The following is a 24536-nucleotide window of genomic DNA, read 5'->3' as shown; positions in this document are numbered from 1 at the left end:
CTCAGGTCATGCGGTTCTTCAGGTGGCGGCCACCGTTGATGACCACCTGGCTGCCGGTGCTGTACTGGCTGGCGAGCAGGTACTTGACCGTCTCGATCAGCGGGCCGGCGCCGGGTTCGAACTCCAGCAGGGCCTTCTTCAGGGTCTGCTGGCGGTAGGTTTCGTCACCCCCTTCCTTGAGGATCAGCAGCCCAGGCAGGATACCGTTCACACGCACCTTGGGCGCATATTTTTCGGCGAAAGACAGCACCATGTTCTGCAACGCGGCCTTGGTCGCGGCGTAGCCGATGTGGCTTTTGCTGCCGCGCGAAGAGGTTTCGTCGCAAATGTGGATGATGTCGGCCTTTTCCACCTTGGCCAGCAGGTCGCCCAAGGCCAGGTTGAGGTGGTAGGGCGCTTCGACGTGAAGGCGGAACATGGTCTCGAGGTTGTCGAGGCCATCGTCGAGCCACAACGAGGCGTTGTGGATGATCGCGCGCAGGCCGTCGTAATGGTTGTGCAAGTAGTAGATCAGGGCCTGTCGATCGGCCAGCTGGCACAGGTCGGCCTGGAACTGCACGATGTTCGGGTGGGCCGCCTGTGGCTGGATGCTGCGGCTGGCACTGACCACCGTATGGCCGGCCTGCGCCAGGTCAAGGGCCAGGGCCAGCCCGACGCGCTGGCTGGCTCCGGTAACGAGAATGGGGCTGTTCATGTTCGGGGCGGTCAACTTGTCTGTCCTTTGGTTGCCGCCCAGCATACCCGAACTGTCTACCGCGTGTACGGCCTGGCCTCAGCGGCTGCGCAGGGCGCCGGCAGGGGCGGGGGACGCATGCAGCCAGCCGGCCAGCAGACGGGTGGACAGGGGGATGAACAGGTAGACCATCACCGGCGTCAGGCCCAGGGTGCTGAGCAATACCCGTGGTACCAGGTCCAGCGCAGCGAGCCAGTGGCCGAACACCAGGTTGAACACCAGCGAGACCGGGAAGAAGGCCAGCCAGATGGCCACAGCCTGCTTCCAGCGTGGTGGTTTTTGCACCATGTTGGTGCCAAACCAGTCGTCGATGCCGCTCACGCGCGCTTCCTTGGGGCGTTCGAAGAGGCCGTTGCCGCGTTGCAACCAGGCCCGACGCGAGGCGGAATGTTCCCAGGCATGTAGAGTCGGCTCGTCGCTGAAACGGAAGATGATCTGGAATTCGTCGCTGTCGCGGGGGGGCGCGAGGATGCCCGAGCCAAGGTAGCCGGGGAAGTCGGTGGCCAACTGCTCGCCTTCATGCAGCCAGGCCAGCAGGTCCTGGTAGCGGCCATGGGCGGCGCGGCGCGACACCATCAAGGTGACGGGTGGGGTAGACATCGTGTATCTCCTGGCAACGGGGCTGGCGGGTAGCCGGCCCCTTTGGCTGAGTGGCCCGGGGTGGTGGGCGACACAGGCATGCATGCAAGAATCGGGCGCGGATTATCGCCCATCCGCGATCTTCGGCAACTGTAAGCCGGCAAACGGTTGCGCCCCAGCGTCTGGTATTGCCGTAGTAGACTAGGTGTTCAACTTGGACACACAGGGAACCCCGTGCAGATGAACGAACAGGGACTGAATCCGGTAATCGATGCGGGCCTCGCGCAGGACCTGTTTCCGATCCGTGAGGTTTCCCGCCTGACCGGCGTCAATGCCGTGACCTTGCGCGCCTGGGAGCGCCGCCACGGTCTGATCCAGCCAACCCGCACCGACAGCGGTCACCGCTTGTATTCCCAGGCCGACATCGATGACATCCGCCGCATCCTTGGCTGGCTGGAGCGCGGCGTGGCGGTAAGCAAGGTTGCCAGCATCCTCGCGCGCGACCATGCCCGTGCCGGGCAGGCAGGTGGCGCGACGGGCGCCTGGGGGCGCTGGCAGCAGCAGATTCGCCAGGCGTTACAACGTTTTGACCTTGTCGGCCTGGACCGCCTGTTCGACGAGGTATTTGCCGCCTGCACCCTGGACCAGGTATTCAGTGAAGTGTTCATGCCGGTGTGGCATGACCTGGCGGCCGGTCAGGGCGGCTACGGGCAGGCCAGCGAGTGGCTGTTCCTCGATCAGTTCCTGCGTGGCCGGGTGTATACCCGCTTGCAACTCGCCCGTACGCCGCGCAGCCGCATGGTGCTGCTGGCGCCATTGCCGGGGCAGTGCCACGAGTTGGATTTGCTGGTGACCAGCCTGACCTTGGGTTGCGATGAAGTTGGCGTGACGCCACTGGCGAGCGGGCAGCCGCTGGCAGAACTGGCACTGGTCTGCGAGCGCCTGAAACCGGATGCCCTGGTGCTGTTCTCCCACCAGCCGCCCACGGCGGAACTCACCCGGCGCCTGACGCGCCTGGTGGCAGGGCTGGAATGCCCGTTGTTACTGGCGGGTGAAGCGGCGGAACTGGCACAGGACAGCCTGGCTGGCAGCCCGATCGCTTGCCTGGGTGCGCAGGGTAGCGTGATGCGCCAGCGTTTGCGGCAGTTTCTGGCCGGTCAGTTCGATACCTGAGTGTGTAGCTCGGGGTGGGCCCGGCGATGGGCCTGGAGGATGTAGTCGCGCAGGCGTTCGATCTCTTCGGCCGGGCTTTGGCTGAGGTCGTAGGCTGCCAGGTCCGGGCCGATGCGCCTGCCCAGCACGCCATGCAGCTCGATGGGGGGGATGCCATCAGGGGCGAAGCGCAATTCGAAGTGGGCTGGTGCCGCTGGCAGGCCACGGACTTCCAGCAATGTGCCCTTGAACGAGATCTCGCGAACCCACAGGCCAGTTTCCTGCCCATGGGCATCGAGCAGTGCACTCGGCTTCTCCATCGACAGGCGCCAGGGGCGCAGCATGGGGCCGTCCTCGTAGATTTCCGGTGAGCCCAGTTGCAGGTGCAGGGCGTGGAACTCGTCTTCCACCAGTTGCAGCGGGAAGCTTATTTGCTGGTTGTTGAACTGGGCCTGCAGGGTTACCTGCTCGTTGGCCACCAAGCGGGTGAGCAAGCTCTGGATGCGGCGGTCGCCATTGACCAGCAGGCTCGACATGGGGTCGGCCAGGTTCAACTGCGGCGAATGCTGCATGTTCTGTATGAAATCCAGCTCGTCCTGGGTCAGGAGCGCTTCTGCTTGCATGATCGAACTCGATGGCGATTTCTTCAACGGGATTGACCGTGCGTGGCGTACTTGGTTCAGGTGCGTTCGTCGGGTTTCGGACGAACGCGCAGTTGCGCCAGTTCCCGCTCCAGTTCGACCTGGCGAGTGACGTCTTTCTGGATACCGATGAAGTAGGTGCGCTGTTCGGCGTCGTGCCTTACCGGGGTGATCGACAGTTCGTTCCAGAAAGCGCTGCCATCCTTGCGGTAGTTGCGCAGCACTTCGCGGCACGGTCGGCCTTCGGCCAGGGCCTTGCGGATGCGGGCGCGGCCAAGCTGGTCGCGGTCGTCGGCCTGCAGGAAGCGGCAATCCTGATAGAGGATTTCGTCACGGCCGTAGCCGGTCAGGCGTTCGAAGGCCGCGTTCACGTAGATGAGGATGGTGTCGTCGCCTTCCTGTTCGGCGACCACGATGCCGTCGTTGGACGCATCGACCATGGATTGCAGTAGTTGCGCATTGATCATGTTCGGGCCATTGAGTGAACAAAGGTGCGAAGCAGGGTTGAGGATGGTGACTTTGGTAGAGGCGGCCTTTTGCCAGCGCCGGATGCTAGTATCCTACGTTTTCACTCAGTTTCGGAATCCACTACCCGATGAAAGTCGCCATTATTTCCGGATCGGTCTACGGCACCGCCGAAGAAGTCGCCCGTCACGCTGAATCGCTGCTCAAGGCTGCTGGCCTGGAGGCCTGGCATGCGGCGCGCGCCACCTTGCAGGACCTTGAAGGTTTCGCCCCCGACGCCTTGCTGGCCGTGACCTCGACCACTGGCATGGGCGAACTGCCGGACAACCTCATGCCGTTGTATTGCAGCATTCGCGATACCCTGCCTGCGGCCTGGCGTGGCCTGCCGGGTGCGGTGATTGCCTTGGGCGACAGCAGTTATGGCGATACCTATTGCGGTGGAGGCGAGCAGATGCGCGAACTTTTTGCCGAACTGGGCGTGCGCGAAGTGCAACCGATGTTGCGCCTGGATGCCAGCGAGACGGTGACTCCGGAGGCGGATGCAGAGCCTTGGTTGGCTGAGTTGGTGAGTACACTTAAAGCCTGACGGGTATTTTTCGCCTGTACCGGCCTCTTCGCGGGTGAACCCGCTCCCACAGGTACTGCACAGATTTCAGAGGCTGTGGTGTTCCTGTGGGAGCGGGTTTACCCGCGAAGAGGCCGGCAAGGGCAACTCATCCCTTGCTGCCGAGCACCGGCCACTCGCTCACCAGCGCCAACCACGCCTGCGCCGCCCGTGACAGATACGCCCCGCGCCGCCAGATGAACGCGATATCCCAACGCAAATCCCCCGGCGAGCGCAGCGGCAAGCGCACCACACCGGGGCGCTCCAGGGCTTTCGCCACCACACGGGGCAGCAACACCACACCCTGGCCCGCCGCTGCCAGCGCCGCGAGGAAATCCGCCTGGCCACTGCGACCGCCTTCCTTGGGGGTAAAACCCTGCTGCTGGCACGCCTTCAGCAGCCGGTCATTGAGCACGAAGCTGCGTTGGTAAAGCAGGAACGGGGTATCGGCCAGCTGCCACAGATCTACCGCTTCCTGGCCTGCCAGCTCGTGCCCGGCAGGCAACAGTGCATCCATTGGCTCGTTGCAGAACGGCTGGTAGTCGAACGCCTCGTCACTGGGCGTCAGGCTGCCCCCCAGTTCCAGTTCGCCACTCCTGACCGCCTGTTCGATGCTGCGACTGCCACCTTCGAGCAAGTGGATCGCAATGTTCGGGTGACGCCGCCGATATTCGGCGAACAACCCGGCGAACAGCGCGTCGCTGCCCAGCATCGGCAGGCCCAGCCGCAGTTCGCCGCGGCCCATCTGGCTGAGGTCGTCCAGTTCGCCGAGCAATGCCTGACGTTGGCGCAACAAGACTTCGCCGCGCTCCAGGACGATGCGCCCGGCAGCGGTCAGGTGCAACTGCGAGGCCTGGCGCTCCAGCAGCGGCTGGCCCACATCTTGCTCCAACTGAGCCACCTGCTTGCTCACCGCCGACTGGCTGATGTGCAGGGTCTGCGCGGCCTGGGTAAAACCGCCGCGGTGGACCACTTCGATAAAGCTGCGCAGCTGTTTGAATTCCATGATCACAATTCCATTCTGGAATGATGTTCAGTCTAACAATTCGCTTCTGGCCTAGGCAGCCAAAACTTAAAATGAGGGCCTGTAGAGGAACCCCCCATGAAACCCGCGTTGTTAAAAAAAGCCCTGCGCCTGCTCGTCGAGCTGGCGATCCTCTGTGCACTGTTCCTGCTCGGTGGCCAGCTTGCCACTTGGTTGGGCTGGCCGATTCCTGGCGGAGTGATGGGCCTGGCATTGCTGCTGTTGCTGTTTGCCTCAGGTGTGCTCAAGCCAGCCATGTTGCAACTGGGCGCAGGCTGGCTGATGGCTGAGATGCTGCTGTTCTTCATTCCGGCGCTGATGAGCCTGCTCGATTATGGCGCTCTGATCCGTGACGAGGGCTGGCGCATCCTGCTGGTGATTGCCGTGAGCACCCTGACGGTAATGGTGGTGACCGCGTTGACCGTGGAACTGGTGTGCCGCTGGAGGTTGCGCCATGAGCCTTGAACCCATGCCGCTGTTCTGGCTGGCCCTGACCTTGCTGGCGTACCTGGGCAGCCGCTGGCTGTACCGGCGCAGCGGGCGCTACCTGCTGTCGCCGCTGATCCTGGTGCCGGTACTGTTGCTGGCGGTGGCCGTGCCGCTGCACACCGCTTATGCCGAGTACGCCCGCAACACCCACTGGCTGATGAGTGTGCTTGGCCCGGTGACCGTGGCATTTGCGGTGCCGATCTGGCAGCAACGGGCCATGCTGGCGCGCCACTGGCCGGCACTGATGATGGGTATGGTCGCCGGCAGTAGCGCTTCGATCGCCAGTTCCTGGGGGTTGGCTCATATGTTGGCGCTGGACAGCGCGACCAGCCTGTCGCTGGTGCCGCGTTCGATCACCACGCCCTTTGCCATGCCACTGGCCCATGACCTGGGTGGCGTACCGGAGCTCACGGCGGTGTTCGTGATGTTCACCGGCGTACTGGGCGCCATGCTCGGCGGCGTGCTACTGCGCTGGTTGCCGTTGCGCACGCCGCTGGCGCGGGGCGCGCTGTTTGGTGTGGGCGCCCATGGTGCCGGTGTCAGCCGGGCACAGGAGGTAGGCCGCGAGGAGGGTTCGGTGGCCGGCCTGGTCATGGTCCTGACCGGGCTGTTGAACCTGTTCGCGGCACCGCTGCTGGCTGTGCTGCTCTGACCATTCGTGCCACTGACTCGCCAAGTCATCAAGCTGGCTGGCAACGCAAGTTCCAGCCCATGGGCTGCTGGCTAGACTCAGCCTCGACATAGAGAGCACATGTAAGTGCCGAGGTGACATGCAATGACCGCAGCCTTGCTCTATTCCGCCAACACCACTTCACCGGGACCGTTCTGATGCCCATGGCCGAAATTCCATTGTGCGTCTGGCGTACCCGGGGACAGAGTTTCAGCTTCCGGGGCCAGAGCATCCGTTACTGGACCGCAGGGCAAGGAGAGCCCCTGCTTCTGTTGCACGGTTTCCCCACCGCCAGCTGGGATTGGCACTACCTTTGGGGGCCTTTAGCCCAGCGCTTCCGGGTTATCGCCTGTGACATGCTCGGCTTTGGCGATTCGGCCAAACCGGTCGATCACGTGTATAGCCTGATGGAGCAGGCCGACCTGCAGCAGGCTTTGCTCGCCGAGCTGAAGGTCGACCAGCCGGTGCATCTGTTGGCCCATGACTACGGCGGCAGTGTGGCCCAGGAAATGCTGGCGCGGCATCATGAACAGCGCGCCAGCATTGCCAGCTGCGTGTTCCTCAACAGCGGGCTGTTCCCCGAAAGCTGCCGCATGCTGCTGGTACAGAAGCTGTTGCTCAGCCGCCTGGGCTGGCTGGTAGGGCGCTCGTTCGGTCGCGACGACCTGGTGCGCAACGTGACTCAGGTCTACGGCCCTTGCACCCACCCTAGTGAAAGTGCGCTGGATGACTTCTGGAGCCTGATAGCCGCCAACCGTGGCACGCGCATCCTGCACAAGCTGGTGGGTTATATGCCAGAGCGCAGGTTGCACCGGGACCGCTGGGTTGGCGCGATGCAGCACGAAGGCGTGCCGCTGCGCTTCATCAATGGCGTGGACGACCCGCTTTCCGGCGCACACATGGTGGAGCGCTACCGGCAACTGGTGCCGGAGCCGGACACCGTGCAGTTGCAGGGCATCGGCCATTACCCGCATACCGAAGCGCCGGTGCAGGTGCTGCGCCATTACCTGGCCTTTCGTGAACAACCGCTGAGCTGTTTCCAGCAGAAAGTGGCGTGGTCCTGACAGGGCCTCATCGCTGGCAAGGCGGCTCCCACAGGTACAGCGCATGCCTGGAGGCCGGCGCGGTTGGTGTGGGAGCTGGCTTGCCGGCGATGGGCTGCAAAGCGGCCCCATAACCATCGTGCTGCGTTATTGCCAGGCATTCAGCCTGCGTGAGCTTGATTGTCCGCCCGCCGCTGGCGGCGGACACTCGGCCTACCTGAACCTGCCTGGAGCCATGAGCATGAGCGAGCCTGTCTGTCTGCAAGATCGCGTGGTGATAGTCACCGGAGCCGGGGGCGGCCTGGGCCGTGCCCATGCGCTGCTGTTCGCTGCCCGTGGTGCGCGGGTGGTGGTCAACGACCTCGGCGGGTCCACCCACGGTGAAGGTGCCAGCGCCTCCGCCGCCGACCGAGTTGTAGCGGAGATCCGCGCCGCTGGTGGCAGTGCCATTGCCAACCATGATTCGGTAAGCCAAGGCGCGCGTATTGTCGAGCAGGCCCTGGACAGCTTCGGCCGGGTCGATGTGCTGGTGAACAATGCCGGCATCCTGCGTGACAAAACCTTCCACAAGATGGAAGACAGCGACTGGGAGCAGGTGTATCAGGTGCATGTCGAGGGGGCTTACAAGGTCACCCGCGCCGCCTGGCCGCACCTGCGCGAGCAGAACTGGGGGCGGGTGATCTTCACCGCTTCCACGTCCGGCATCTATGGCAACTTCGGCCAGGCCAATTACGGCATGGCCAAGCTGGGCCTGTATGGGCTGACACGTACCCTGGCAATCGAAGGGCGCAAGCACGGCATCCTGGTCAACGCCATCGCCCCCACGGGTGGCACCCGCATGACCGAAGGGTTGATCCCGCCCCAGGTGTTCGAGCGGCTCAAGCCTGAGCTGGTCAGCCCGCTGGTTGTGTACCTGGGCAGCGAGCAGTGCCAGGGCAGTGGTGAGCTGTTCGAAGTGGGTGGCGGTTGGGTGGGCAAGGTGCGTTGGGAGCGCAGCCTGGGGGTAGGCTTCGATCCGCGTGAAGGCTTTACTCCGGAGCAGGTGGCGGAGAACTGGGCACGGATTGGCGACTTCGACGGGGCAGTGCACCCACAGGACAGCTTGCAGGCGTTGCAGCAGATGATGGCGAACTTGCAGAAGTATCCGCTGGGCTGAGCTTTGTACTACCTGTGCTGGCCTCTTCGCGGGCTTGCCCGCTCCCACAGGGATATCACTGCCCTCAGGCTTGGTGATATCCCTGTGGGAGCGGGCAAGCCCGCGAAGAGGCCAGCACAGGCGACGGAAATTTTCAGGGCAAATAAAAAAGGCCGCTGCAAGCCGCAGCGGCCAATCGAGACGTCAGATCAAGGAGCTTCAAAATCTACGTCGGTGAACCTCGCAGGCCTGAAAGGCGGGGGGGAGAGCCCTTCATGCCGGCCAGTGAGGTAAGAATAAGCGCCTGATCCTGCAGGAAAAATAGCCGCTTATGACATTCACCTTTACGTATCGGGCAATAGTGCCGAAGGCGCTCAGTCGGCGGGCGAATAGCCCATGCGCCAGCTGGTTTCCCGTGCTGCTGCCAGCAACCGTTGCGCCGCCGGACCATGCTCGTCGGCATGGAAGATCGAGGTCGGCCCGACCACCGTCATCACCGCGGCGATCTGCCCCATGGCATTGAACACCGGGGCCGACAGCGCATCCACGCCCGGCATCAACAGCCCGTGCACATGGTGCAGGCCACGTTCACGAATGCCCGCCAGTACTGCCTGGTAGTCGGCGGCGCTATGCTGCAGGGCGGCCAGTTCCCGGTCACGCAACTCCACGGTCTCGCGCTCGGGAAGATAGGCGGCGAACACCAGCCCGGTGGACGAAGTGAGCAGCGGCAGAACCGAGCCGATCTGCGTTACCACCGTGACCGCGCGTACTGCCGGCTCGATGCTGACCACTGTCGCGCCCTGGTTGCCCCATACGGCAACGAAGCAGCTCTCGTTCAGTTCATCGCGCAGCTGTGACAACGGCAGCGCGGCAATCTTCAGCACATCGATACTACCCAGCGCCGCCAGCCCTACCCGCAGAGCCTCGCGCCCAAGGCCGTAATGGTTGGTGGCCGCATCCTGTTCGGCAAAACCGCTGGCGATCAACGCCTGAAGGTAACGGTGCACCTTGCTCGCTGGCATCTGCACATGTTCCGCCAGGCGCGACAGGGAGGTGGACGGGGAGAGCTCGGCAAGAGCCTTCAGGATGTCGGTGCCGACCTCCGCCGAGCGGACTTTCTGCTTGCCGTTGTCGGCGGGGGAGCTGGCTTTTGCCATGGACATCTTCTTCCGGATTCTTCGAGTCGCGCCTTTATAGCTTGACGCATTGCCCGTAGCAAATTACGTTATTCGTAATCTGATTACGATAAAAACAATGCAGACGCGCTGCCAGCCCGCCCGGGCCAGCAGCCAGCTGCCAGCAACGGCTCGGCCAGAGCCCGGAGGCATCGATGAATCGCGATACGTCACCCGACCTTCACTACCTCAGCGGCTTCGGCAACGAGTTTGCCAGCGAAGCGCTGCCAGGGGCCTTGCCGGTCGGGCAGAACTCGCCGCAGAAGGCGCCCTATGGGCTGTACGCCGAGCTGCTCTCGGGGACGGCGTTCACCATGACCCGCAGCGAACTGCGCCGCACCTGGCTGTACCGTATTCGCCCATCTGCCTTGCATCCCCGTTTCGAGCGCCTGGCGCGCCAGCCGCTGACCGGCCCGCTGGGGGCCATCACCCCCAACCGCCTGCGCTGGAACCCCCAGCCGATCCCCGTCGAACCGACCGATTTCATCGAGGGCTGGCTGCCCATGGTGGCCAACGCCGCTGCGGAAAAACCGGCAGGCGTGAGCATCTACATCTACCGCGCCAACCGGTCGATGGAGCGGGTGTTCTTCAACGCCGACGGTGAACTACTGCTGGTGCCGCAACAGGGCCGCCTGCGCATTGCCACCGAACTGGGGGTGATGGAAGTCGAGCCGCTGGAAATCGCGGTCATCCCGCGTGGCATGAAGTTTCGCGTCGAACTGCTCGACGGCGAGGCCCGCGGCTATATCGCCGAAAACCACGGCGCACCGCTGCGCATCCCGGACCTGGGCCCGATAGGCAGCAACGGCCTGGCCAACCCGCGCGACTTCCTCACCCCTGTGGCGCACTACGAAGAGGCCGATGGCCCGGTGCAGCTGGTGCAGAAGTTCCTGGGCGAACATTGGGCCTGCGAACTGCAGCACTCGCCACTGGACGTGGTCGCCTGGCACGGCAGCAACGTGCCGTACAAGTACGACCTGCGTCGCTTCAACACCATCGGCACGGTCAGCTTCGACCACCCGGACCCGTCGATCTTCACTGTGCTGACCTCGCCGACCAGCGTGCATGGCATGGCCAACATGGACTTCGTGATCTTCCCGCCACGCTGGATGGTGGCCGAGAACACCTTCCGTCCACCATGGTTCCACCGCAACCTGATGAACGAGTTCATGGGCCTGATCAATGGTGCCTACGACGCCAAGGCCGAGGGCTTCCTGCCGGGTGGCGCCTCGCTGCACGGGGTTATGAGCGCCCATGGCCCCGACGCCGAAACTTGCGAAAAGGCTATTGCTGCCGACCTGGCACCGCACAAGATCGACAACACCATGGCCTTTATGTTCGAGACCAGCCAGGTGCTGCGCCCGAGCCTGCAAGCCCTTGAATGCCCGCAGTTGCAGGCCGACTACGATAGTTGCTGGGCCACCTTGCCGAGCACCTTCAACCCGAACCGGAGATAACCCATGAATCAGACCGCCATTGCCCGTAGCTGGGTCGAGCACGCCAACGGGCACAGCGACTTCCCGCTGCAGAACCTGCCGTTGGGCATCTTCAGCCGGCCGGGTGAAGCCAAGCGCTGTGGCGTGGCCATCGGCGACGCGATCCTGGACCTGGAGGCGGTGCTGGCCACCGGCCTGTTCGACGGTGCCGCCAAGGCCGCGGTCGAGGCCACCCGTGGTGGGGTCTTGAACGCATTCTTCGCCCTCGGCCGCGGTGCCCGCGTCGCCCTGCGCGAGCGCCTTCTGGTGCTGCTGGGCGAACACAGTGAACATAAGGCGGCACTGCAGGCCGCACTGTACCCGGCAACCGCCTGCCAGCTGCATGTACCGGCGCAGATCGGTGACTACACCGACTTCTACGTGGGCATCGAGCACGCCAAGAACGTGGGCAAGCTGTTCCGCCCCGACAACCCGCTGCTGCCCAACTACAAGTACGTGCCGATCGGTTATCACGGCCGCGCCTCGACCATCCGCCCATCCGGCACCGATGTGCGCCGGCCCAAGGGCCAGACCCTGCCGGCCGGGCACACCGAGCCAAGCTTCGGCCCCTGCGCGCGCCTGGACTACGAGCTGGAGCTGGGTATCTGGATCGGCCAGGGCAACGACATTGGCCAGGCGATCCCGGTAGGCGATGCCGCCGAGCACGTGGCTGGCCTGTGCCTGCTCAATGACTGGTCGGCGCGCGATATCCAGGCCTGGGAATACCAGCCGCTGGGGCCGTTCCTGTCCAAGAGCTTCATCACCACCATCTCGCCTTGGGTAGTTACCGCCGAAGCGCTTGAGCCGTTCCGCTGTGCCCAGCCGTCACGCCCGGAAGGCGACCCGCAGCCACTGTCGTACCTGCTGGACAAGCGCGACCAGGCCGCTGGTGCATTCGATATCGAGCTCGAGGTACTGCTGCTGACCGAGCGCATGCGCGAGCAGGATCTTGCCCCGCACCGCCTGACCCTGAGCAACACCCGCAGCATGTACTGGACCGTGGCGCAGCTGGTCGCGCACCACAGCGTCAACGGCTGCCAGTTGCAACCGGGCGACCTGTTCGGTTCGGGCACGCTGTCGGGCGCCACGCCAGGTTCGTTCGGCAGCCTGCTGGAGATAACCGAAGGTGGCAAGCACCCGGTGGAGCTGGCCAGTGGCGAGGTGCGCAAGTTCCTCGAAGACGGCGACGAGATCATCCTGCGTGCCCGCTGCGTGCGTGATGGCGTGGCCAGCATCGGTTTCGGTGAATGCCGCGGCACGGTCATCGCGGCCAACTGAGGAGGCAAGGGCATGGAGCTGTACACCTATTACCGTTCCACCTCGTCCTACCGGGTGCGCATTGCCCTGGCGCTGAAGGGGCTGGCCTACCAGTCCCTGCCGGTCAACCTGCTGCAGGGCGAGCAGCGCGGGGCCGCCTATAACGCGGTCAACCCGCAGGGCCGCGTGCCGGCCTTGCGCACTGACAGCGGTGAATTGCTGGTGCAGTCGCCGGCGATCATCGAGTACCTGGAGGAGGCTTATCCCAAACCCGCGCTGTTACCGGCCACGGCCGAGGCGCGTGCCAAGGTGCGGGGCGTGGCGGCGATCATCGGCTGCGACATCCACCCGCTGCACAACGTCAGCGTTCTCAACCGACTGCGCCAGGCCGGCCAGGACGAAAGCCAGGTCAACCAGTGGATTGGTCACTGGATCAGCCAAGGGTTGGCGGCAGTTGAGCAACTGATAGGCGATCATGGCTTCTGCTTCGGCGATGAGCCGGGCCTGGCGGATGTCTATCTGATCCCGCAGTTGTACGCGGCCGAACGCTTCAACATCGACCTCGACAGCTTCCCGCGCATCCTTCGGGTTGCCGCCCTTGCGGCCGAACACGCGGCGTTCGCCCAGGCCCACCCCGCCCGGCAGCCGGACAGCCCGGCTCAGTGAATGGAACGGTTCGCCGCCGGAAGCTTGCCGATACGTTCGGAAAGCTTCAGGCGCTGGACCGGGTCCTCTGTCAGCAATAGCGCATGCTCCAGATCAAAGCGCTCGGCCTGCGGGCAATCCAGATGCTGGTATAGCGAAGCGCGAGTCACATAGTCGCTGACCTGCACCGGGCCCAGTTGCATGACCCGCTCGGCATCAATCAGTGCCGCCAGGTGGTTGTCGTTGCTTATATGCAACTGGCGCAGGTTGCGTGACAGGCGTTGCAGCATCTGCGGCGGGCTGGCACTGCGCATGTGCTCGGCAGTCAGCGCTACATGCGGACCGAACTGGCGAGCCAGCAGCTCACGGCAGTCATTGGGGTAGAGACGCCGGCCGCCACAGGGGTCAAGCAGGTGATCGGCACCCGGCACGCGCAGCAGGAAATGGCCAGGGAAGCCTACGCCCTCAAGGGGTATGGACAGACGCCGGGCCAGTTCCAGGGCGAGGATGGCGAGTGTCAGCGGTTGGCCACGGCGGCGTTGTAGCACCTTGTCCATCATCGCGGCATGCGGGCGCAGCGGGTGATATTCATCCTGCTGGAAGCCCAGGGCATTGAGTTGGCGCAGCAGTGGCTGTGCCAGTTCGCACAGCGGCAGCATCGGCAGATTGGTGCTTATTTCACGCTGCAGGTCATGCAGCTTGGCAAGGCTGGCCGCGGGCTCGACGCTTCGGTCGTGCTCGGCGGCAATCCATAATGCGGCTTCCAGCAGGGCGACGGGCTCGCGTTCCAGGCAGGCCAGGCAGGCTTGACGTGGCTTCATGGGGCTTCTCCACACACGCTTGAGTATTAGCCGTGGCGCGCGGTTTCGTCCAGTGGTCCGGCGGCGCTACCAGCCCAAGGGCCGTGCCTATACTGGAAAGAGCACCTCGTAGGGGAGCCTGTCGATGTTCGCGCTGATGCAAAGCACCCGTACCCAGTCGCTGCACTTGTTCACCGATCCGCCTACCGGCCTGAAGGCTGTGGTGGTGATCCACAGCGAGCAGTTGGGCCCCGCCATGGGCGGTTGCCGCTACCTGCCTTATGCCGATGATGAAAGCGCCATGACAGACGCCATTCGCCTTGCCCAGGGTATGAGCTACAAGGCGGCGCTGGCTGGCCTGCCATTGGGGGGCGGCAAGGCGGTGATCATGCGCAACCCGCATGTGGAAAACCGTGCCGCGCTGTTCGAGGCCTTCGGCCGCTTCATCGACACCTTGCAAGGGCGCTTCATCATCGCCGTGGACAGCGGCACCTCGACCCTGGACATGGACTGCATTGCCCAGAGCACACCGCATGTGACCAGCACCACGGCCTCGGGTGACCCCTCCCCGCATGCGGCGATGGGAGTTTTTGCCGGCATTCGTGCCACCACTTCGTTCCGCCTTGGCAGTGATGACCTGCAAGGGCTTCGGGTTGCGGTGCAAGGGCTGGGCAATGTCGGTTATGCGCTGGCGGAGCAGCTGCATGCGGCAGGGGCGGACCTGCTGGTGAGCGATCTGGACCCTGGACGAGTGCGGCTGGCGGTGGAGCAGTTCAATGCCCATCCGGTGACCAACGATGCGTTGATCAGCACCCCTTGCGACATCTTTGCCCCTTGCGGTGTGGGGCCGGTGTTGAACGGGCAGAGCGTGATGCAGTTGCGTTGTGCGGCCGTGGCGGGGGCGGCGAACAACCAGCTGACCACCTTGCAGGTAGCCGACCAGCTGGAGTCGCGCGGGATACTGTATGCGCCCGATTACGTGATCAATGCCGGTGGGTTGATCTACGTGGCACTTACCCATCGTGGCGAAGACCTGGGCACCATCACCGCGCACCTGGCGCGGATACCTTCACGGCTGACCGAAGTGTTTGGCCATGCACAGGCAGAGAAGCGCTCGCCGGCGCGGGTGGCGCAGATGTTGGCAGAGCGGTTGCTCTACGGCTGAGGGGCGATACCGGCTTTGCTGGCCTCTTCGCGGGCATGCCCGCTCCCACAGGGGTAGCGCCCGAGCCCAGCGTTTGTGCCGTACCTGCAGCAACTGTTCTGCCCAAAACCCTGAAAACCTGCGCGGTCCCTGTGGGAGCGGGCGTGCCCGCGAACACGGGCGCAGCCCGTGCCATCCACCTTGACCGCGCTGAACCTCAAGCCATGCGCAATCCTTGCAGAAGCGGCCAGTGCAGGTAATTACTCGGCCGCTGGCGCTTCGAGCAACTCGGCCAGCGCATCCGGCTGGCTCTTGAACGCCCGGGCGAATACATCGCGGTTTTTGGCCATGTAGATACCGGCTTCCTCGACCTGTTTCTCGCTCAGCGAGGGCACTGCCTTGTGCAGTACTTCGGCCAGGCGCTCGGCCAGTTCGAGCATCTTGTCGTGACGGTCTGCTTCGGCCTTATCCATGAACAAGCGCTCCGGGTCGCGGCTGCTGCGGTACACCACTTCGACGGCCATTCATCACCTCTATGCCTTTTGCTGGTTGCGTTTCGATTTACTGTATCTATATACAGTAATGGCAATGTTGATTGCTTCGCAAGCAGAAATTGTAGCGTGGTGCAGAGGGCTTACTGCTTCATGCCCAACTCAGCATCATCCATCAGCGCCTTGGCCATCGCGCTCAGGTAGTGCGCAGCCCAGATCATCATCGGCTTCTCGTCCATCAGGCCGGTGATGGTCAGTTCGCGGACATAGCCCATCAATTCTGAGGACTGCTCGCGGGCATCGCGGCAGGGGATGCCGGGCTCGATGCGGAACAGTGGATGGGTGCCGTGTTCGCCTTGGTAGAAGGTGGTTTTGCCGACAGTGAATTGGGTGTCTTCTGTGGTCATTTTTGAATCCCCTGAAAGTTCTCGACTGCCTGGACGGGCCCTTTCGCGGGTGAACCCGCTCCCACAGGTACTGCATCTACCTCAAAGGCCTGTGGAGATCCTGTGGGAGCGGGTTTACCCGCGAAGAGGCCAGCCCAGACAACGCAACACTCAAACCTCAGTGCAAAGTCCGAGGCTCAGCGGGCATCTGCACCTGAACCAATGCCGACTCAAGCAAAGCCCGCAACGCCTCCAGCTCATGCATTGAGGTCATCATCAAAATCGATGCTGGCGACTTGGGCTGAAGCAACAAGGCCTGATGCACCACGGTGGCTGCGCACAACGCATAGTCCGTAGCCTGGATCAGGGTGTCTTCAAGGGAATGGGGTGTGTGGGGTGGATCGGGGACTACTTTCAGCATGATTAAGGCCTGTTCAAAGTTGGGGCCACCGCCTCCTGCTGTCAAACAGGAAGGCGGCAGCTGTGCATGGGTTGACAGACCGGTGAACAGAACCAAAAGCCGGCGCACACGAGGTGCCCCATGACAGCTGCCATAAAGGCAAAGCCATGTGGTTAGTTCAGGGCGGCCTGTCAAAGCCGGTCGCTGTTTGGCAGCGACGGTCCGAGACTAGTGCTCATCCCCGAACAGCACAATGGCAGGGAGTATCTTTGGGAAATGCCCTGCAAGGAAGTGGTTAAATCTGATTTTTCCCCAGCGCATGGTCGTGTTTCTGGCAACTTGCCACGCCTGAAGGTGCCTTGCGGCAATCGGTCGCCTTCCAAGGCAGGGGCCTGGCCTTTTAACTGCATGGCACAAGCGTCACGCCGGTGACGCATCATCCTTCAAGACGTATCGGGGAATGGAACATCGTGAACATCAAATGGGCAGAAAAGCTGCGCAAGGGCCTGCACGGCTCGGCCGACTCGCTGGGCAACCTGTGCGTCGAGGCATTCCATTACCTGGCGCTGTTCGGCATTGGCGCGATCACCGCCTATGCGGCAGTGATGACGTTCCTGGACATGCTCGGCAAGGGCGGTGTCAGTGTCGATGACATCCTGCTGCTGTTCATCTACCTGGAGCTGGGGGCGATGGTCGGTATCTACTTCAAGACCAACCACATGCCGATCCGCTTCCTGCTGTACGTGGCCATCACCGCGCTGACCCGCCTGCTGATCGGCGACGTTTCGCACCACAAGGCGCCGGACGTAGGGCTGTTGTACGTGTGCGGTGGCATCCTGTTGCTGGCGTTCGCGATCCTGGTGGTGCGCTACGCTTCGTACCGCTACCCCTCGACCAAGGTGCTGGATGCCAACGGCAAGGAAGTGGAGGAGGGCAAGTAGCCCTCAGTTGGCGATGAAATGGCGCGGCTCGTGGCGGGCGTCACGGGTCAGCGCGGCCAGCACCTGAAGGGGGTTCTGGTTGTGCTCGATGGCCAGGCCCAGGCGGATGCTGTCGATCACCCGCTGCAGGCGCACCGGATCATTGCGCTGGGCCTGGGTGATGAGGCGCTTGGCGACCACGCCAGCGTCGTCGGACAGGGTCAGCATGATGCTGCCGTCGAGGTTTGCGATGCTCAGGTTGACCCGGTATTCGGGGGCGAATGCAGCACTGATTCGTTCGAATGGGTTGTTCATGGTCATGCTTCTGCGGTGAATGAATGCAGAAGTTGACCGGGGAAATTACCTGTTGGTTCAGCGCCATCGATCGATACAAACGAAAACGCCCGGCATCAGGCCGGGCGTCTTGCGTTGCCGATCAGGCGTCTGGGTCACTCAGTTCCAGGGCGCCGCGCTTGCTGCGCAGTTTGCCGTAGAAGTGTTCCAGCGCGTGGTTGAGCTTGGTGGCGGCACCATCGACCGCCTGGTCCAGCGAAGTGGCGGTGTGGGTCACGGAAATCGGTTGATGGCCTTTGGGGCGAGCCTCCATCTGGCAGCGTTTGTCATGCGGTCCGGGCTTGGCGCCGTTCTCGTCGCGCAGGTGGACCTCGATGCGGGTGAGGTCGTCTTCGTAACGTTCCAGCGAGTTCTGCAGTGTGCTGCGGACCCACTGGTCGAGCCGGGCGTTGCCTTCGAAATGGTTGCTGCTGTTGACCTGGATTTGCATGATTCAATCCTTATTCAGCTTGCTCGCATGGAGACGCGCCTAGGCCTCTGAGACCCTTGGTATTTCTGCGTCTCTTGACTCTAAGGTCAGGCAACGGCGAAACGAATTCAAGCCCTTTTTGAAAATAAATTTCTTGTTGCATTCAAGGCAGCAGGCGACTCATCGCGTGGCCTTTGCTTATGAGAATTGAAATCATTATTATTGCAGCCCCGAAAACGCCCGGACCATCGCCATGACGCGCAAAACCGCCGGTCTCTCGCTCAGCTATCGCCTGGCCGTGACGTCACGCAGCCTTGCCGCGCTGCTGGGTGGCTACCTGCTGGCGTCCGTGGCCAGCGTCTGCATTTCCCTGGTAGCGCCGCTGCCACGGGTCGATGCCACGCTCACCGGCCTGCTGCTGTCATTCGTTTTCTACCTGCTGGCGTTCATCTGGTGCTTTGCCTGCCGCAGCGCTTTGCGCGCCTGGCTGGGCGTACTGGCGCCAAGCGTGCTGCTGGGGGCGATCGCCGGGTTGGCATACTGGATGAAAACCCCATGAAAGAAGGCTTCCGCCAGGCCATGGCCTGGCTGCACACCTGGACCGGCCTGATCTTCGGCTGGCTTTTGTTCGCCATCTTCCTCACTGGCACGCTGTCGTATTTCAAGGAAGAAATCACGCACTGGACGCAACCAGAAGTACGAAGCCATGCGCTGGACCCGAGCCATAGCCTGGAGGTGGCCCAGCGTTATCTGCAGGACAATGCAGGGCATTCGGGCACCTGGCTGATTCGTATGCCCAACGCACGCGAGGCCGCCTTGAACGTGGGTTATCGCGACCCGAATGGCGGGCCACGCGGTTTCGTCACCAAGACCCTTGATACCCAGACCGGGCAGCCGGTGGCGGCACGCGACAGTCGCGGTGGCGAGTTCTTCTACCGTTTCCACTTCCAGTTGCAGATGCCACACCCTTTCGGCCGATGGCTATCGACGTTGTGCGCCTTCATCATGCTGTTGGGGCTGGTCACCGGCATCATCACCCATAAGAAAATCTTCAAGGAGTTCTTCACTTTCCGTCCAGGCAAGGGCCAGCGCTCCTGGCTGGACGGGCACAACGCCATTGGCGTGCTGGTGCTGCCCTTCCACCTGATGATCAGCTACAGCAGCCTGGTGTTGTTCATGTACATGGTGATGCCGGCGGGCATCATGGCCAGCTACGGCAATGACACCGGCAAGTACTTCAACGAACTGTTCGGCCGTAACAATGCGCCCAAGGCGGCCCATGTGGCCGCGCCGCTGGTACCGTTGCCGAGCCTCTATGCCAAGGTGCAGGACCTGCAACCGGGCGCGCGTATCGGCCGTATCCAGGTGGAAAATGCCGGCGACAGCAATGCCCGCGTTACCTTCACCCAATCGGCTGCCGACCACGTGGCTTACCGGCGTAGCGCCAACTGGACCTTCGATGGCGTCAGCGGTGCTCTGCTGGGCCAGGGCAAACCGGAGAGCGGGGCAATGATGACTGCCTTCAGCTTTGCCGGCCTGCACATGGGCAATTTCGCCGGGCCCTGGCTGCGCTGGCTGTACTTCTTCTTTGGCGTGGCCGGTACTGCGGTGATTGGCACCGGCCTGGTGATGTGGCTGGGCAAGCGTCAGCTCAAGCATGCCAGGAGCGAACGCCTGCCGGGCGAACTGCGCCTGGTCGAGGTGCTCAATATCGCCAGCATGAGCGGCCTGTTGCTGGCCGTGGCGGGCTTCTTCTGGGCCAACCGCCTGATCCCGATGGGTGTCGAAGGCCGGGCCGACTGGGAGGTCAACGCCTTCTTCACCGCCTGGGGCCTGTCGCTGGTGCACGCCGTTCTGCGCAGCGGGCGCCGGGCATGGGGCGAGCAACTGGCGCTGGGCGCGCTGGCCTTCGCCTTGCTGCCGCTGCTCAACGGCCTGACCACCGGCCAAGGCCTGAACCATTCGCTGTCGGCGGGTGACTGGACCATGGCCGGCTTCGACCTGACAGCGCTGGGCACCGGCCTGTTCCTGGCCTGGTTGGCCGGCAAGATGTTGCACAGCCCGAAACCTGTGGCCAAGCGTGCCTCGCGTGCAGCAAAGCCGAGCACTGAGACGGCGGAGGCGAGCTGATGCTGGGTAATGCACTGATCGCTTACGCCGGCTTCGTTGCCCTGTGCCTGGCCATGGAGAAGCACTTCGTCGACCTGCTCGGGCGCAAGCCGCGCCCCGGGCAGTTGCGCCTGTTGCGCAGTGCCGGTTGGCTGTTGCTGGTGCTGTCGCTGGTGCTCAGCGTGCACCTGCGGGGCTGGGCCCATGGCCTGGTGGAATGGACCGCAGTGATGATGGCGGGGGTGACCCTGTGGGTGTTCGGCCTGCCATACCAGCCCCGCCTGTTGCTGGGCCTGGCCGCCGCCAGCGTGGTGCTGGGGCCGTTGCTGGCCGTGTTCGCCGAGTGACCAGGTGAGCGAGCCGGGCGACATGATCGAGGCGGATGCCGAAAGCGGCGGCGGGCGTGCGCGTTTCGTCCAGGTGTTCCAGGCCCAGCGGGCACGCATGGAGGCCCTGGTGAGCCGCCGGGTCGGCTGCCGGGCGACGGCATCGGACTTGGTCCAGGAGCTGTTCCTGCGCTTCTGGCGTCGCCCTGAGGTCAAGGTCGAGGCGCTGGATACCTACCTGCTGCGTTGCGCCGGGAACCTCGCCATCGACCACCTGCGCAGCGAAGGCAGCCGCGAGCGCGCAGCCGAAGCTGTGTTGCCGCTGGATGAAGCGGCCATGGCCCAGGCCCCGGAACAGGCCGTGGAGGTCGATCACGACTTGCAGCGCATCGACGCTGCCTTGCGCGCCTTGCCCGAGCGCACCCGGCAGATCTTCCTGCTCAACCGTATCCACGGCTGCAAGTACGGCGAGATCGCCAAGGCCATGCAACTGTCCCAGAGTGCTGTGGAAAAGCATATGATGCGCGCCCTCGAAGCGTGCAAGGCGAGTGTTGCCGAGCCCGCGTCCACCCCACGCCGGCCAGGGAGTGCCCGTCGATGAGCCGATTACCGCCGATCACCGAGGCGCAGTCCCGGGCTGCACTGCAATGGCTCAGCCGCATCAACGAGCAGCCTGCGCAAGCCGAGGGCGCGGCGTTCAAGCGCTGGCTGCTGGCCGAACCTGGGCACCGTGAGGCCTACGCCCAGGCCCAGGCGCTGTGGCAGAACAGCGCCGCCCCGGCGGCGCGCCTGGCCGCTGAAGAACAGGCAAGCCTGCAACGTTACCTGGATGCGATGGCCACGCCACCGGCCAGGCACCCCTGGCGGCAGCGGGCCGCGGCGCTGGCGGTGGCTGCGTGCCTGGTACTGGCCGTGGGCGTTGCCGGTGGTTGGCACCCGGCCCTGTGGCTGCAGGACCTGCAGGCCGACTACAGCAGTGCCGGTCAAGTTCGCCAGGTGACCTTGGCCGACCAGTCGCAGGTGACGCTGGATGCGGGGAGCGCGATTGCAGTCGATTTTGTGCAGGGCGAGCGCCGCGTGCGGTTGTTGCATGGCGCGGCGTACTTCCAGGTCACGCATACCGGCACGCCGTTCGTAGTGGAAGCTGCCGGTGGCGAGGTGCGCGTGCTTGGCACCCAGTTCGAAGTGCGCGAGCAGGACGAGGGGGCCCAGGTCACTGTGAGCAGCGGGCGGGTGGCGGTGAGCCCGGCACCGGGCGCCGCAGCGCGTGAACTGACGGCCAACCAGCAGGCGGCCTACGCTGCCGGCCGAGTCGGCGACACCCTGACGGTGGACAGCGACAACCGCCTGGCCTGGCGCCAGGGCTGGCTGAATTACTACCAGGTGCCGCTGGCGCAGGTGGTCGAGGACCTGGGGCGTTATTGCCCGGGGCGCATACTGTTGCTTGATGGTGAACTGGGGCAGCGCAAGGTCAGTGGCAGTTTCCCCGTGGCCGAGCCGTTGCTGGCGCTGGATTCGCTGGGCAAGGTGATGGGCTTTTCGCGGCAGACTTTGCTGGGGCGGTTGACTGTCATCCGTTAGTCGCCTGTGCCCGCGAAGGGGCCGGCACAGGGAAAAAATTTTTCAGGCAACGGGTGAGGTAACAGGACGTGGCATCCGTGTAATGAGTGGAAGTGCGATTCATTCGCAGTCATATCCCTCTCACAGGTCAGCGTCCATGAAGTTCACCCCGCGTTGCGTCCCTCTCTGGCTCGGCCTTTCCGCGCTCCCGGCATTCGCTGTCGCCCCCCTGGCCTGTGCCGCCGAGCAGCAGCAGGCGTATACCTTCGCCCAGCCGGCGCAACCCCTTGCCCAGGCACTCAGCGCCTTCAGCCGCACCACCGGCCAGAGCGTGGTCTACACCCTGGAACTGCCAGGTGTGCAGGCGCCGGCATTGAACGGCAGGTTCAGCGCCGAACAGGCCCTGCAACAGCTGCTGGGCACTACCGGGCTGGCCTGGCGCCGCGTCGATGCACGCACGCTCACCCTCGAAGCAGTGGACACCTCCGGCGCCCTCAACCTGCAGGCCATCACCGTGACCTCGCAACTGGACGACTACAGCTATCAGCCCCCCGCTACCGCCTCGATCATGCGCGGGCAGGGCCCGAGCCAGGACATCCCCCAGGCCATCAATGTGGTACCGGCCCAGGTCATCCGTGACCAGGCCCCACGCAACCTTGATGACGCTCTGGCCAATGTCAGCGGCATCACCCAGGGCAACAATTTCGGTGGCACCTCCGATACCGTGATGAAACGCGGCTTCGGCGACAACCGCGACGGCTCGATCATGCGCGATGGCATGCCCATCGTGCAGGGCCGCAGCCTCAACGCCAGCACCGAGCGGGTCGAAGTGCTCAAGGGCCCCGCCTCGCTGCTGTACGGCATCCAGGACCCGGGCGGGGTGATCAACGTGGTCAGCAAGCGCCCGCAACTCGAGCAGTACAACGCCCTGACCGTGCGCGGGTCGACCTACGGCAGCGGCAAGAACGGCAGCGGTGGCGGGTTTGACAGTACCGGCGCACTGGGCGACAGCAACTTCGCCTATCGGCTGATCGTCGACCACGAAGATGAGGACTACTGGCGCAACTACGGCGTGCACCGTGAGTCGCTGGTAGCGCCATCGCTGGCCTGGCTGGGCGAGGATACCCAAGTGGTGCTGGCCTACGAGCATCGCGAGTTTCTCTACCCCTTCGACCGTGGCACGGCGTTCGGCAACAACGGCCACCCGCTGGACATCCCAGCCACGCGACGCCTGGACGAGCCCTTCAACGACATGGAAGGGCGCTCCGACCTGTACCGTCTGGAAGTCGACCACCAGCTTGCCGATGACTGGAAGCTGCACTTCGGCTACAGCTTCAACCGCGAAACCTATGATGCCAGCCAGGTGCGGGTGACCGGCGTGAATGAAAATAGCGGCACGCTGTCGCGCAGCATCGACGGCACCCACAACGCCATGAGCCGTGACCAGTTCGCCACCCTGAGCCTGGCCGGTAATGTGCAACTGGCCGGGATGCAGAACGACCTGCTGTTCGGCATCGATCACGAGGACCGCAAGATTTTCCGCGGTGACATGATCCGGCAGACCGCCCAATCCACCTTCAGCTATATGAACCCGGTCTACGGGCAGGAAGTGGAGGGCACCACTGTCAAAGCCAGTGACAGCGACCAGACCGACAAGCTGCGCACCGACGCGTTGTTCGTGCAGGACGCGCTGCACCTGGATGATCACTGGATCCTGGTGGCTGGTGCGCGCTTCCAGCAGTTCGACCAGTACGCTGGCCGTGGCCGCCCTTTCAAGGCCAACACCGACATCAATGGCCAGGCGTGGGTGCCGCATGCAGGTATCGTCTACAAGGTCGATGACCAACTGTCGTTTTATGGCAGCTATAGCGAGTCGTTCAAGCCCAACTCGACTATCGCGCCGCTGGTCGGCAATGTGGTGCTCGACTCGTCGGTGGCGCCGGAGGAGGGCAAATCGTGGGAACTGGGCGCCAAGCTCGACATGCCGGGCCGCCTGACGGGCACTCTGGCGTTGTTCGATATCACCAAGCGCAACGTGCTGGTTTCCAACTTTGATACCAGTACTCGTGAAACGGTGTACAGCAATGCCGGGGAGGTCGGTTCACGGGGCGTTGAGCTGGACCTGACTGGCCAGCTGAGCGAGCGATGGAGCCTGATTGGCAGCTATGCCTACACCGATGCCAAGGTGACCAAGGACCCGGCCCTGCAGGGCAACCGCCTGCAGAACGTGGCCCGGCACAGTGGTTCGCTGTCGGCGGTGTATGACTACGGCAGCCTGTTCGGTGGCGACCGCTTGCGTCTCGGTGCCGGTGCAAGGTATGTCGGCGAGCGCGCGGGTAACTCGACCAACACCTTCGACCTGCCGTCCTATACCGTGGCCGATGCCTTTGCCAGCTACGAGACCAGGCTCGACGAGCACAAGGTGCTGCTGCAGCTGAACGTGAAGAACCTGTTCGACAAGGTTTACTACAGCTCGGCGGTGAACCAGTACTTTGTGGCCATTGGCGATGCGCGGCAGGTGAGCTTGTCCAGTACCTTCGAGTTCTAGGC

Annotated in this window: 29 protein-coding genes; 17 read left to right on the top strand and 12 right to left on the bottom strand. The window is 63.7% G+C overall.

Annotation, left to right across the window (positions count from 1 at the left end; translation table 11 throughout):
- Position 1 precedes the first annotated feature (1 nt).
- Together folM and AC2T3R_RS22140 are read right to left on the bottom strand one after the other, a co-directional pair.
- The gene (gene folM / locus AC2T3R_RS22145) at positions 2-739 is read right to left on the bottom strand and encodes a dihydromonapterin reductase (RefSeq protein WP_486744263.1); all 738 of its coding nucleotides are present in this window, start codon (positions 737-739) and stop codon (positions 2-4) included.
- 33 nt (positions 740-772) lie between these two features.
- The gene (locus AC2T3R_RS22140) at positions 773-1333 is read right to left on the bottom strand and encodes a putative antibiotic biosynthesis monooxygenase (RefSeq protein WP_015271784.1); all 561 of its coding nucleotides are present in this window, start codon (positions 1331-1333) and stop codon (positions 773-775) included.
- A gap of 219 nt (positions 1334-1552) precedes the next feature.
- Between AC2T3R_RS22140 and AC2T3R_RS22135 the strand changes: the two genes are divergently transcribed.
- Positions 1553-2485, top strand: coding sequence for a MerR family transcriptional regulator (locus AC2T3R_RS22135; protein WP_486744262.1), 933 nt, complete (start codon positions 1553-1555; stop codon positions 2483-2485).
- Here the strand turns inward: AC2T3R_RS22135 and AC2T3R_RS22130 are convergent.
- Both AC2T3R_RS22130 and AC2T3R_RS22125 read right to left on the bottom strand, forming a co-directional pair.
- Positions 2470-3087 carry a hypothetical protein gene (locus tag AC2T3R_RS22130; RefSeq protein WP_015271782.1) on the bottom strand — a complete coding sequence of 206 codons (618 nt, stop codon included), beginning with the start codon at positions 3085-3087 and terminating at the stop codon, positions 2470-2472. The genes AC2T3R_RS22135 and AC2T3R_RS22130 overlap by 16 nt on opposite strands.
- A gap of 56 nt (positions 3088-3143) precedes the next feature.
- Entirely contained in the window at positions 3144-3572 is a 429-nt protein-coding gene (locus tag AC2T3R_RS22125) for a PAS domain S-box protein (protein ID WP_486744261.1), read from the bottom strand.
- A 128-nt stretch (positions 3573-3700) separates the two neighbouring features.
- Here AC2T3R_RS22125 and AC2T3R_RS22120 point away from each other — a divergent pair, with 128 nt between their 5' ends.
- Positions 3701-4156, top strand: a complete 456-nt coding sequence (locus tag AC2T3R_RS22120) for a flavodoxin (RefSeq protein ID WP_013974195.1) — start codon at positions 3701-3703, stop codon at positions 4154-4156.
- 127 nt (positions 4157-4283) lie between these two features.
- On the opposite strand, the gene AC2T3R_RS22115 is transcribed toward AC2T3R_RS22120, so the two are convergent.
- Entirely contained in the window at positions 4284-5180 is an 897-nt protein-coding gene (locus AC2T3R_RS22115; protein WP_486744260.1) for a LysR family transcriptional regulator, read from the bottom strand.
- 96 nt (positions 5181-5276) lie between these two features.
- On the opposite strand from AC2T3R_RS22115, the gene AC2T3R_RS22110 reads away from it, so the two are divergent.
- From AC2T3R_RS22110 to AC2T3R_RS22095, 4 genes are all read left to right on the top strand, one after another.
- Positions 5277-5663, top strand: a complete 387-nt coding sequence (locus tag AC2T3R_RS22110; RefSeq protein WP_015271778.1) for a CidA/LrgA family protein — start codon at positions 5277-5279, stop codon at positions 5661-5663.
- Positions 5653-6339, top strand: a complete 687-nt coding sequence (locus AC2T3R_RS22105; RefSeq protein WP_015271777.1) for an LrgB family protein — start codon at positions 5653-5655, stop codon at positions 6337-6339. The genes AC2T3R_RS22110 and AC2T3R_RS22105 overlap by 11 nt, the downstream gene beginning before the upstream one ends.
- A 176-nt stretch (positions 6340-6515) precedes the next feature.
- Positions 6516-7421: an alpha/beta fold hydrolase gene (locus AC2T3R_RS22100; protein ID WP_039613040.1), complete on the top strand. Its 906-nt coding sequence runs from the start codon at positions 6516-6518 to the stop codon at positions 7419-7421.
- A gap of 220 nt (positions 7422-7641) precedes the next feature.
- Positions 7642-8556 (top strand): SDR family oxidoreductase, encoded by a 915-nt coding sequence (locus AC2T3R_RS22095; protein ID WP_024087730.1) that lies wholly within the window; start codon positions 7642-7644, stop codon positions 8554-8556.
- Between the two features lie 353 nt (positions 8557-8909).
- On the opposite strand, the gene AC2T3R_RS22090 is transcribed toward AC2T3R_RS22095, so the two are convergent.
- On the bottom strand, positions 8910-9692 hold the full coding sequence (locus AC2T3R_RS22090) for an IclR family transcriptional regulator (protein ID WP_061552474.1): 783 nt from the start codon (positions 9690-9692) through the stop codon (positions 8910-8912).
- Positions 9693-9865: 173 nt separating this feature from the next.
- Between AC2T3R_RS22090 and hmgA the strand changes: the two genes are divergently transcribed.
- From hmgA to maiA, 3 genes are read left to right on the top strand one after another with little or no spacing between them, the layout of a single operon-like run.
- Positions 9866-11167, top strand: a complete 1302-nt coding sequence (gene hmgA, locus AC2T3R_RS22085; protein ID WP_039613039.1) for a homogentisate 1,2-dioxygenase — start codon at positions 9866-9868, stop codon at positions 11165-11167.
- A gap of 3 nt (positions 11168-11170) precedes the next feature.
- A complete protein-coding gene (fahA, locus tag AC2T3R_RS22080) occupies positions 11171-12463 on the top strand; it encodes a fumarylacetoacetase (RefSeq protein ID WP_410953148.1) in 1293 nt (430 codons plus the stop codon).
- Between the two features lie 12 nt (positions 12464-12475).
- On the top strand, positions 12476-13108 hold the full coding sequence (gene maiA / locus AC2T3R_RS22075; RefSeq protein ID WP_486744259.1) for a maleylacetoacetate isomerase: 633 nt from the start codon (positions 12476-12478) through the stop codon (positions 13106-13108).
- Here maiA and AC2T3R_RS22070 read toward each other — a convergent pair.
- On the bottom strand, positions 13102-13908 hold the full coding sequence (locus tag AC2T3R_RS22070) for a SirB1 family protein (protein WP_486744258.1): 807 nt from the start codon (positions 13906-13908) through the stop codon (positions 13102-13104). The genes maiA and AC2T3R_RS22070 overlap by 7 nt on opposite strands.
- Before the next feature lie 124 nt (positions 13909-14032).
- On the opposite strand from AC2T3R_RS22070, the gene AC2T3R_RS22065 reads away from it, so the two are divergent.
- A complete protein-coding gene (locus tag AC2T3R_RS22065) occupies positions 14033-15052 on the top strand; it encodes a Leu/Phe/Val dehydrogenase (protein WP_015271770.1) in 1020 nt (339 codons plus the stop codon).
- Positions 15053-15291: 239 nt separating this feature from the next.
- Here AC2T3R_RS22065 and AC2T3R_RS22060 read toward each other — a convergent pair whose 3' ends face one another.
- The 3 genes from AC2T3R_RS22060 to AC2T3R_RS22050 form a co-directional block, all read right to left on the bottom strand.
- A complete protein-coding gene (locus tag AC2T3R_RS22060) occupies positions 15292-15555 on the bottom strand; it encodes a YebG family protein (RefSeq protein ID WP_003260692.1) in 264 nt (87 codons plus the stop codon).
- A 110-nt stretch (positions 15556-15665) separates the two neighbouring features.
- Positions 15666-15929 (bottom strand): DUF3077 domain-containing protein, encoded by a 264-nt coding sequence (locus AC2T3R_RS22055; RefSeq protein ID WP_085617830.1) that lies wholly within the window; start codon positions 15927-15929, stop codon positions 15666-15668.
- A 157-nt stretch (positions 15930-16086) separates the two neighbouring features.
- Positions 16087-16329, bottom strand: a complete 243-nt coding sequence (locus AC2T3R_RS22050) for a hypothetical protein (RefSeq protein WP_486744256.1) — start codon at positions 16327-16329, stop codon at positions 16087-16089.
- A gap of 449 nt (positions 16330-16778) precedes the next feature.
- Here AC2T3R_RS22050 and AC2T3R_RS22045 point away from each other — a divergent pair, with 449 nt between their 5' ends.
- The gene (locus AC2T3R_RS22045) at positions 16779-17249 is read left to right on the top strand and encodes a phosphate-starvation-inducible protein PsiE (protein WP_025340608.1); all 471 of its coding nucleotides are present in this window, start codon (positions 16779-16781) and stop codon (positions 17247-17249) included.
- A 3-nt stretch (positions 17250-17252) separates the two neighbouring features.
- On the opposite strand, the gene AC2T3R_RS22040 is transcribed toward AC2T3R_RS22045, so the two are convergent.
- Complete coding sequence (locus tag AC2T3R_RS22040) at positions 17253-17543, bottom strand: DUF3509 domain-containing protein (RefSeq protein WP_024087728.1); 291 nt, start codon at positions 17541-17543, stop codon at positions 17253-17255.
- A gap of 121 nt (positions 17544-17664) precedes the next feature.
- Positions 17665-18012: an HPF/RaiA family ribosome-associated protein gene (locus tag AC2T3R_RS22035; protein ID WP_003260689.1), complete on the bottom strand. Its 348-nt coding sequence runs from the start codon at positions 18010-18012 to the stop codon at positions 17665-17667.
- Between the two features lie 232 nt (positions 18013-18244).
- Here AC2T3R_RS22035 and AC2T3R_RS22030 point away from each other — a divergent pair, with 232 nt between their 5' ends.
- The 6 genes from AC2T3R_RS22030 to AC2T3R_RS22005 all read left to right on the top strand — a co-directional run bounded on the left by AC2T3R_RS22030 (position 18245) and on the right by AC2T3R_RS22005 (position 24534).
- Entirely contained in the window at positions 18245-18550 is a 306-nt protein-coding gene (locus AC2T3R_RS22030; RefSeq protein ID WP_486744255.1) for a DUF3649 domain-containing protein, read from the top strand.
- Entirely contained in the window at positions 18547-20121 is a 1575-nt protein-coding gene (locus tag AC2T3R_RS22025; protein ID WP_486744254.1) for a PepSY-associated TM helix domain-containing protein, read from the top strand. Before AC2T3R_RS22030 ends, AC2T3R_RS22025 begins: the two co-directional genes overlap by 4 nt.
- On the top strand, positions 20121-20447 hold the full coding sequence (locus AC2T3R_RS22020) for a DUF3325 domain-containing protein (RefSeq protein ID WP_015271767.1): 327 nt from the start codon (positions 20121-20123) through the stop codon (positions 20445-20447). The genes AC2T3R_RS22025 and AC2T3R_RS22020 overlap by 1 nt, the downstream gene beginning before the upstream one ends.
- A gap of 22 nt (positions 20448-20469) precedes the next feature.
- Positions 20470-21027, top strand: a complete 558-nt coding sequence (locus tag AC2T3R_RS22015; protein ID WP_015271766.1) for an RNA polymerase sigma factor — start codon at positions 20470-20472, stop codon at positions 21025-21027.
- Positions 21024-22007: a FecR family protein gene (locus tag AC2T3R_RS22010; protein ID WP_486744253.1), complete on the top strand. Its 984-nt coding sequence runs from the start codon at positions 21024-21026 to the stop codon at positions 22005-22007. The genes AC2T3R_RS22015 and AC2T3R_RS22010 overlap by 4 nt, the downstream gene beginning before the upstream one ends.
- A 136-nt stretch (positions 22008-22143) precedes the next feature.
- On the top strand, positions 22144-24534 hold the full coding sequence (locus tag AC2T3R_RS22005; RefSeq protein WP_486744252.1) for a TonB-dependent siderophore receptor: 2391 nt from the start codon (positions 22144-22146) through the stop codon (positions 24532-24534).
- The last annotated feature ends 2 nt before the right edge of the window (positions 24535-24536 follow it).

It is taken from the genome of Pseudomonas sp. PVC-5-1, assembly GCF_057444345.1.
Note: the sequence above shows the minus strand (reverse complement) of the source record. Positions and strands in the feature narration are given on the sequence as shown.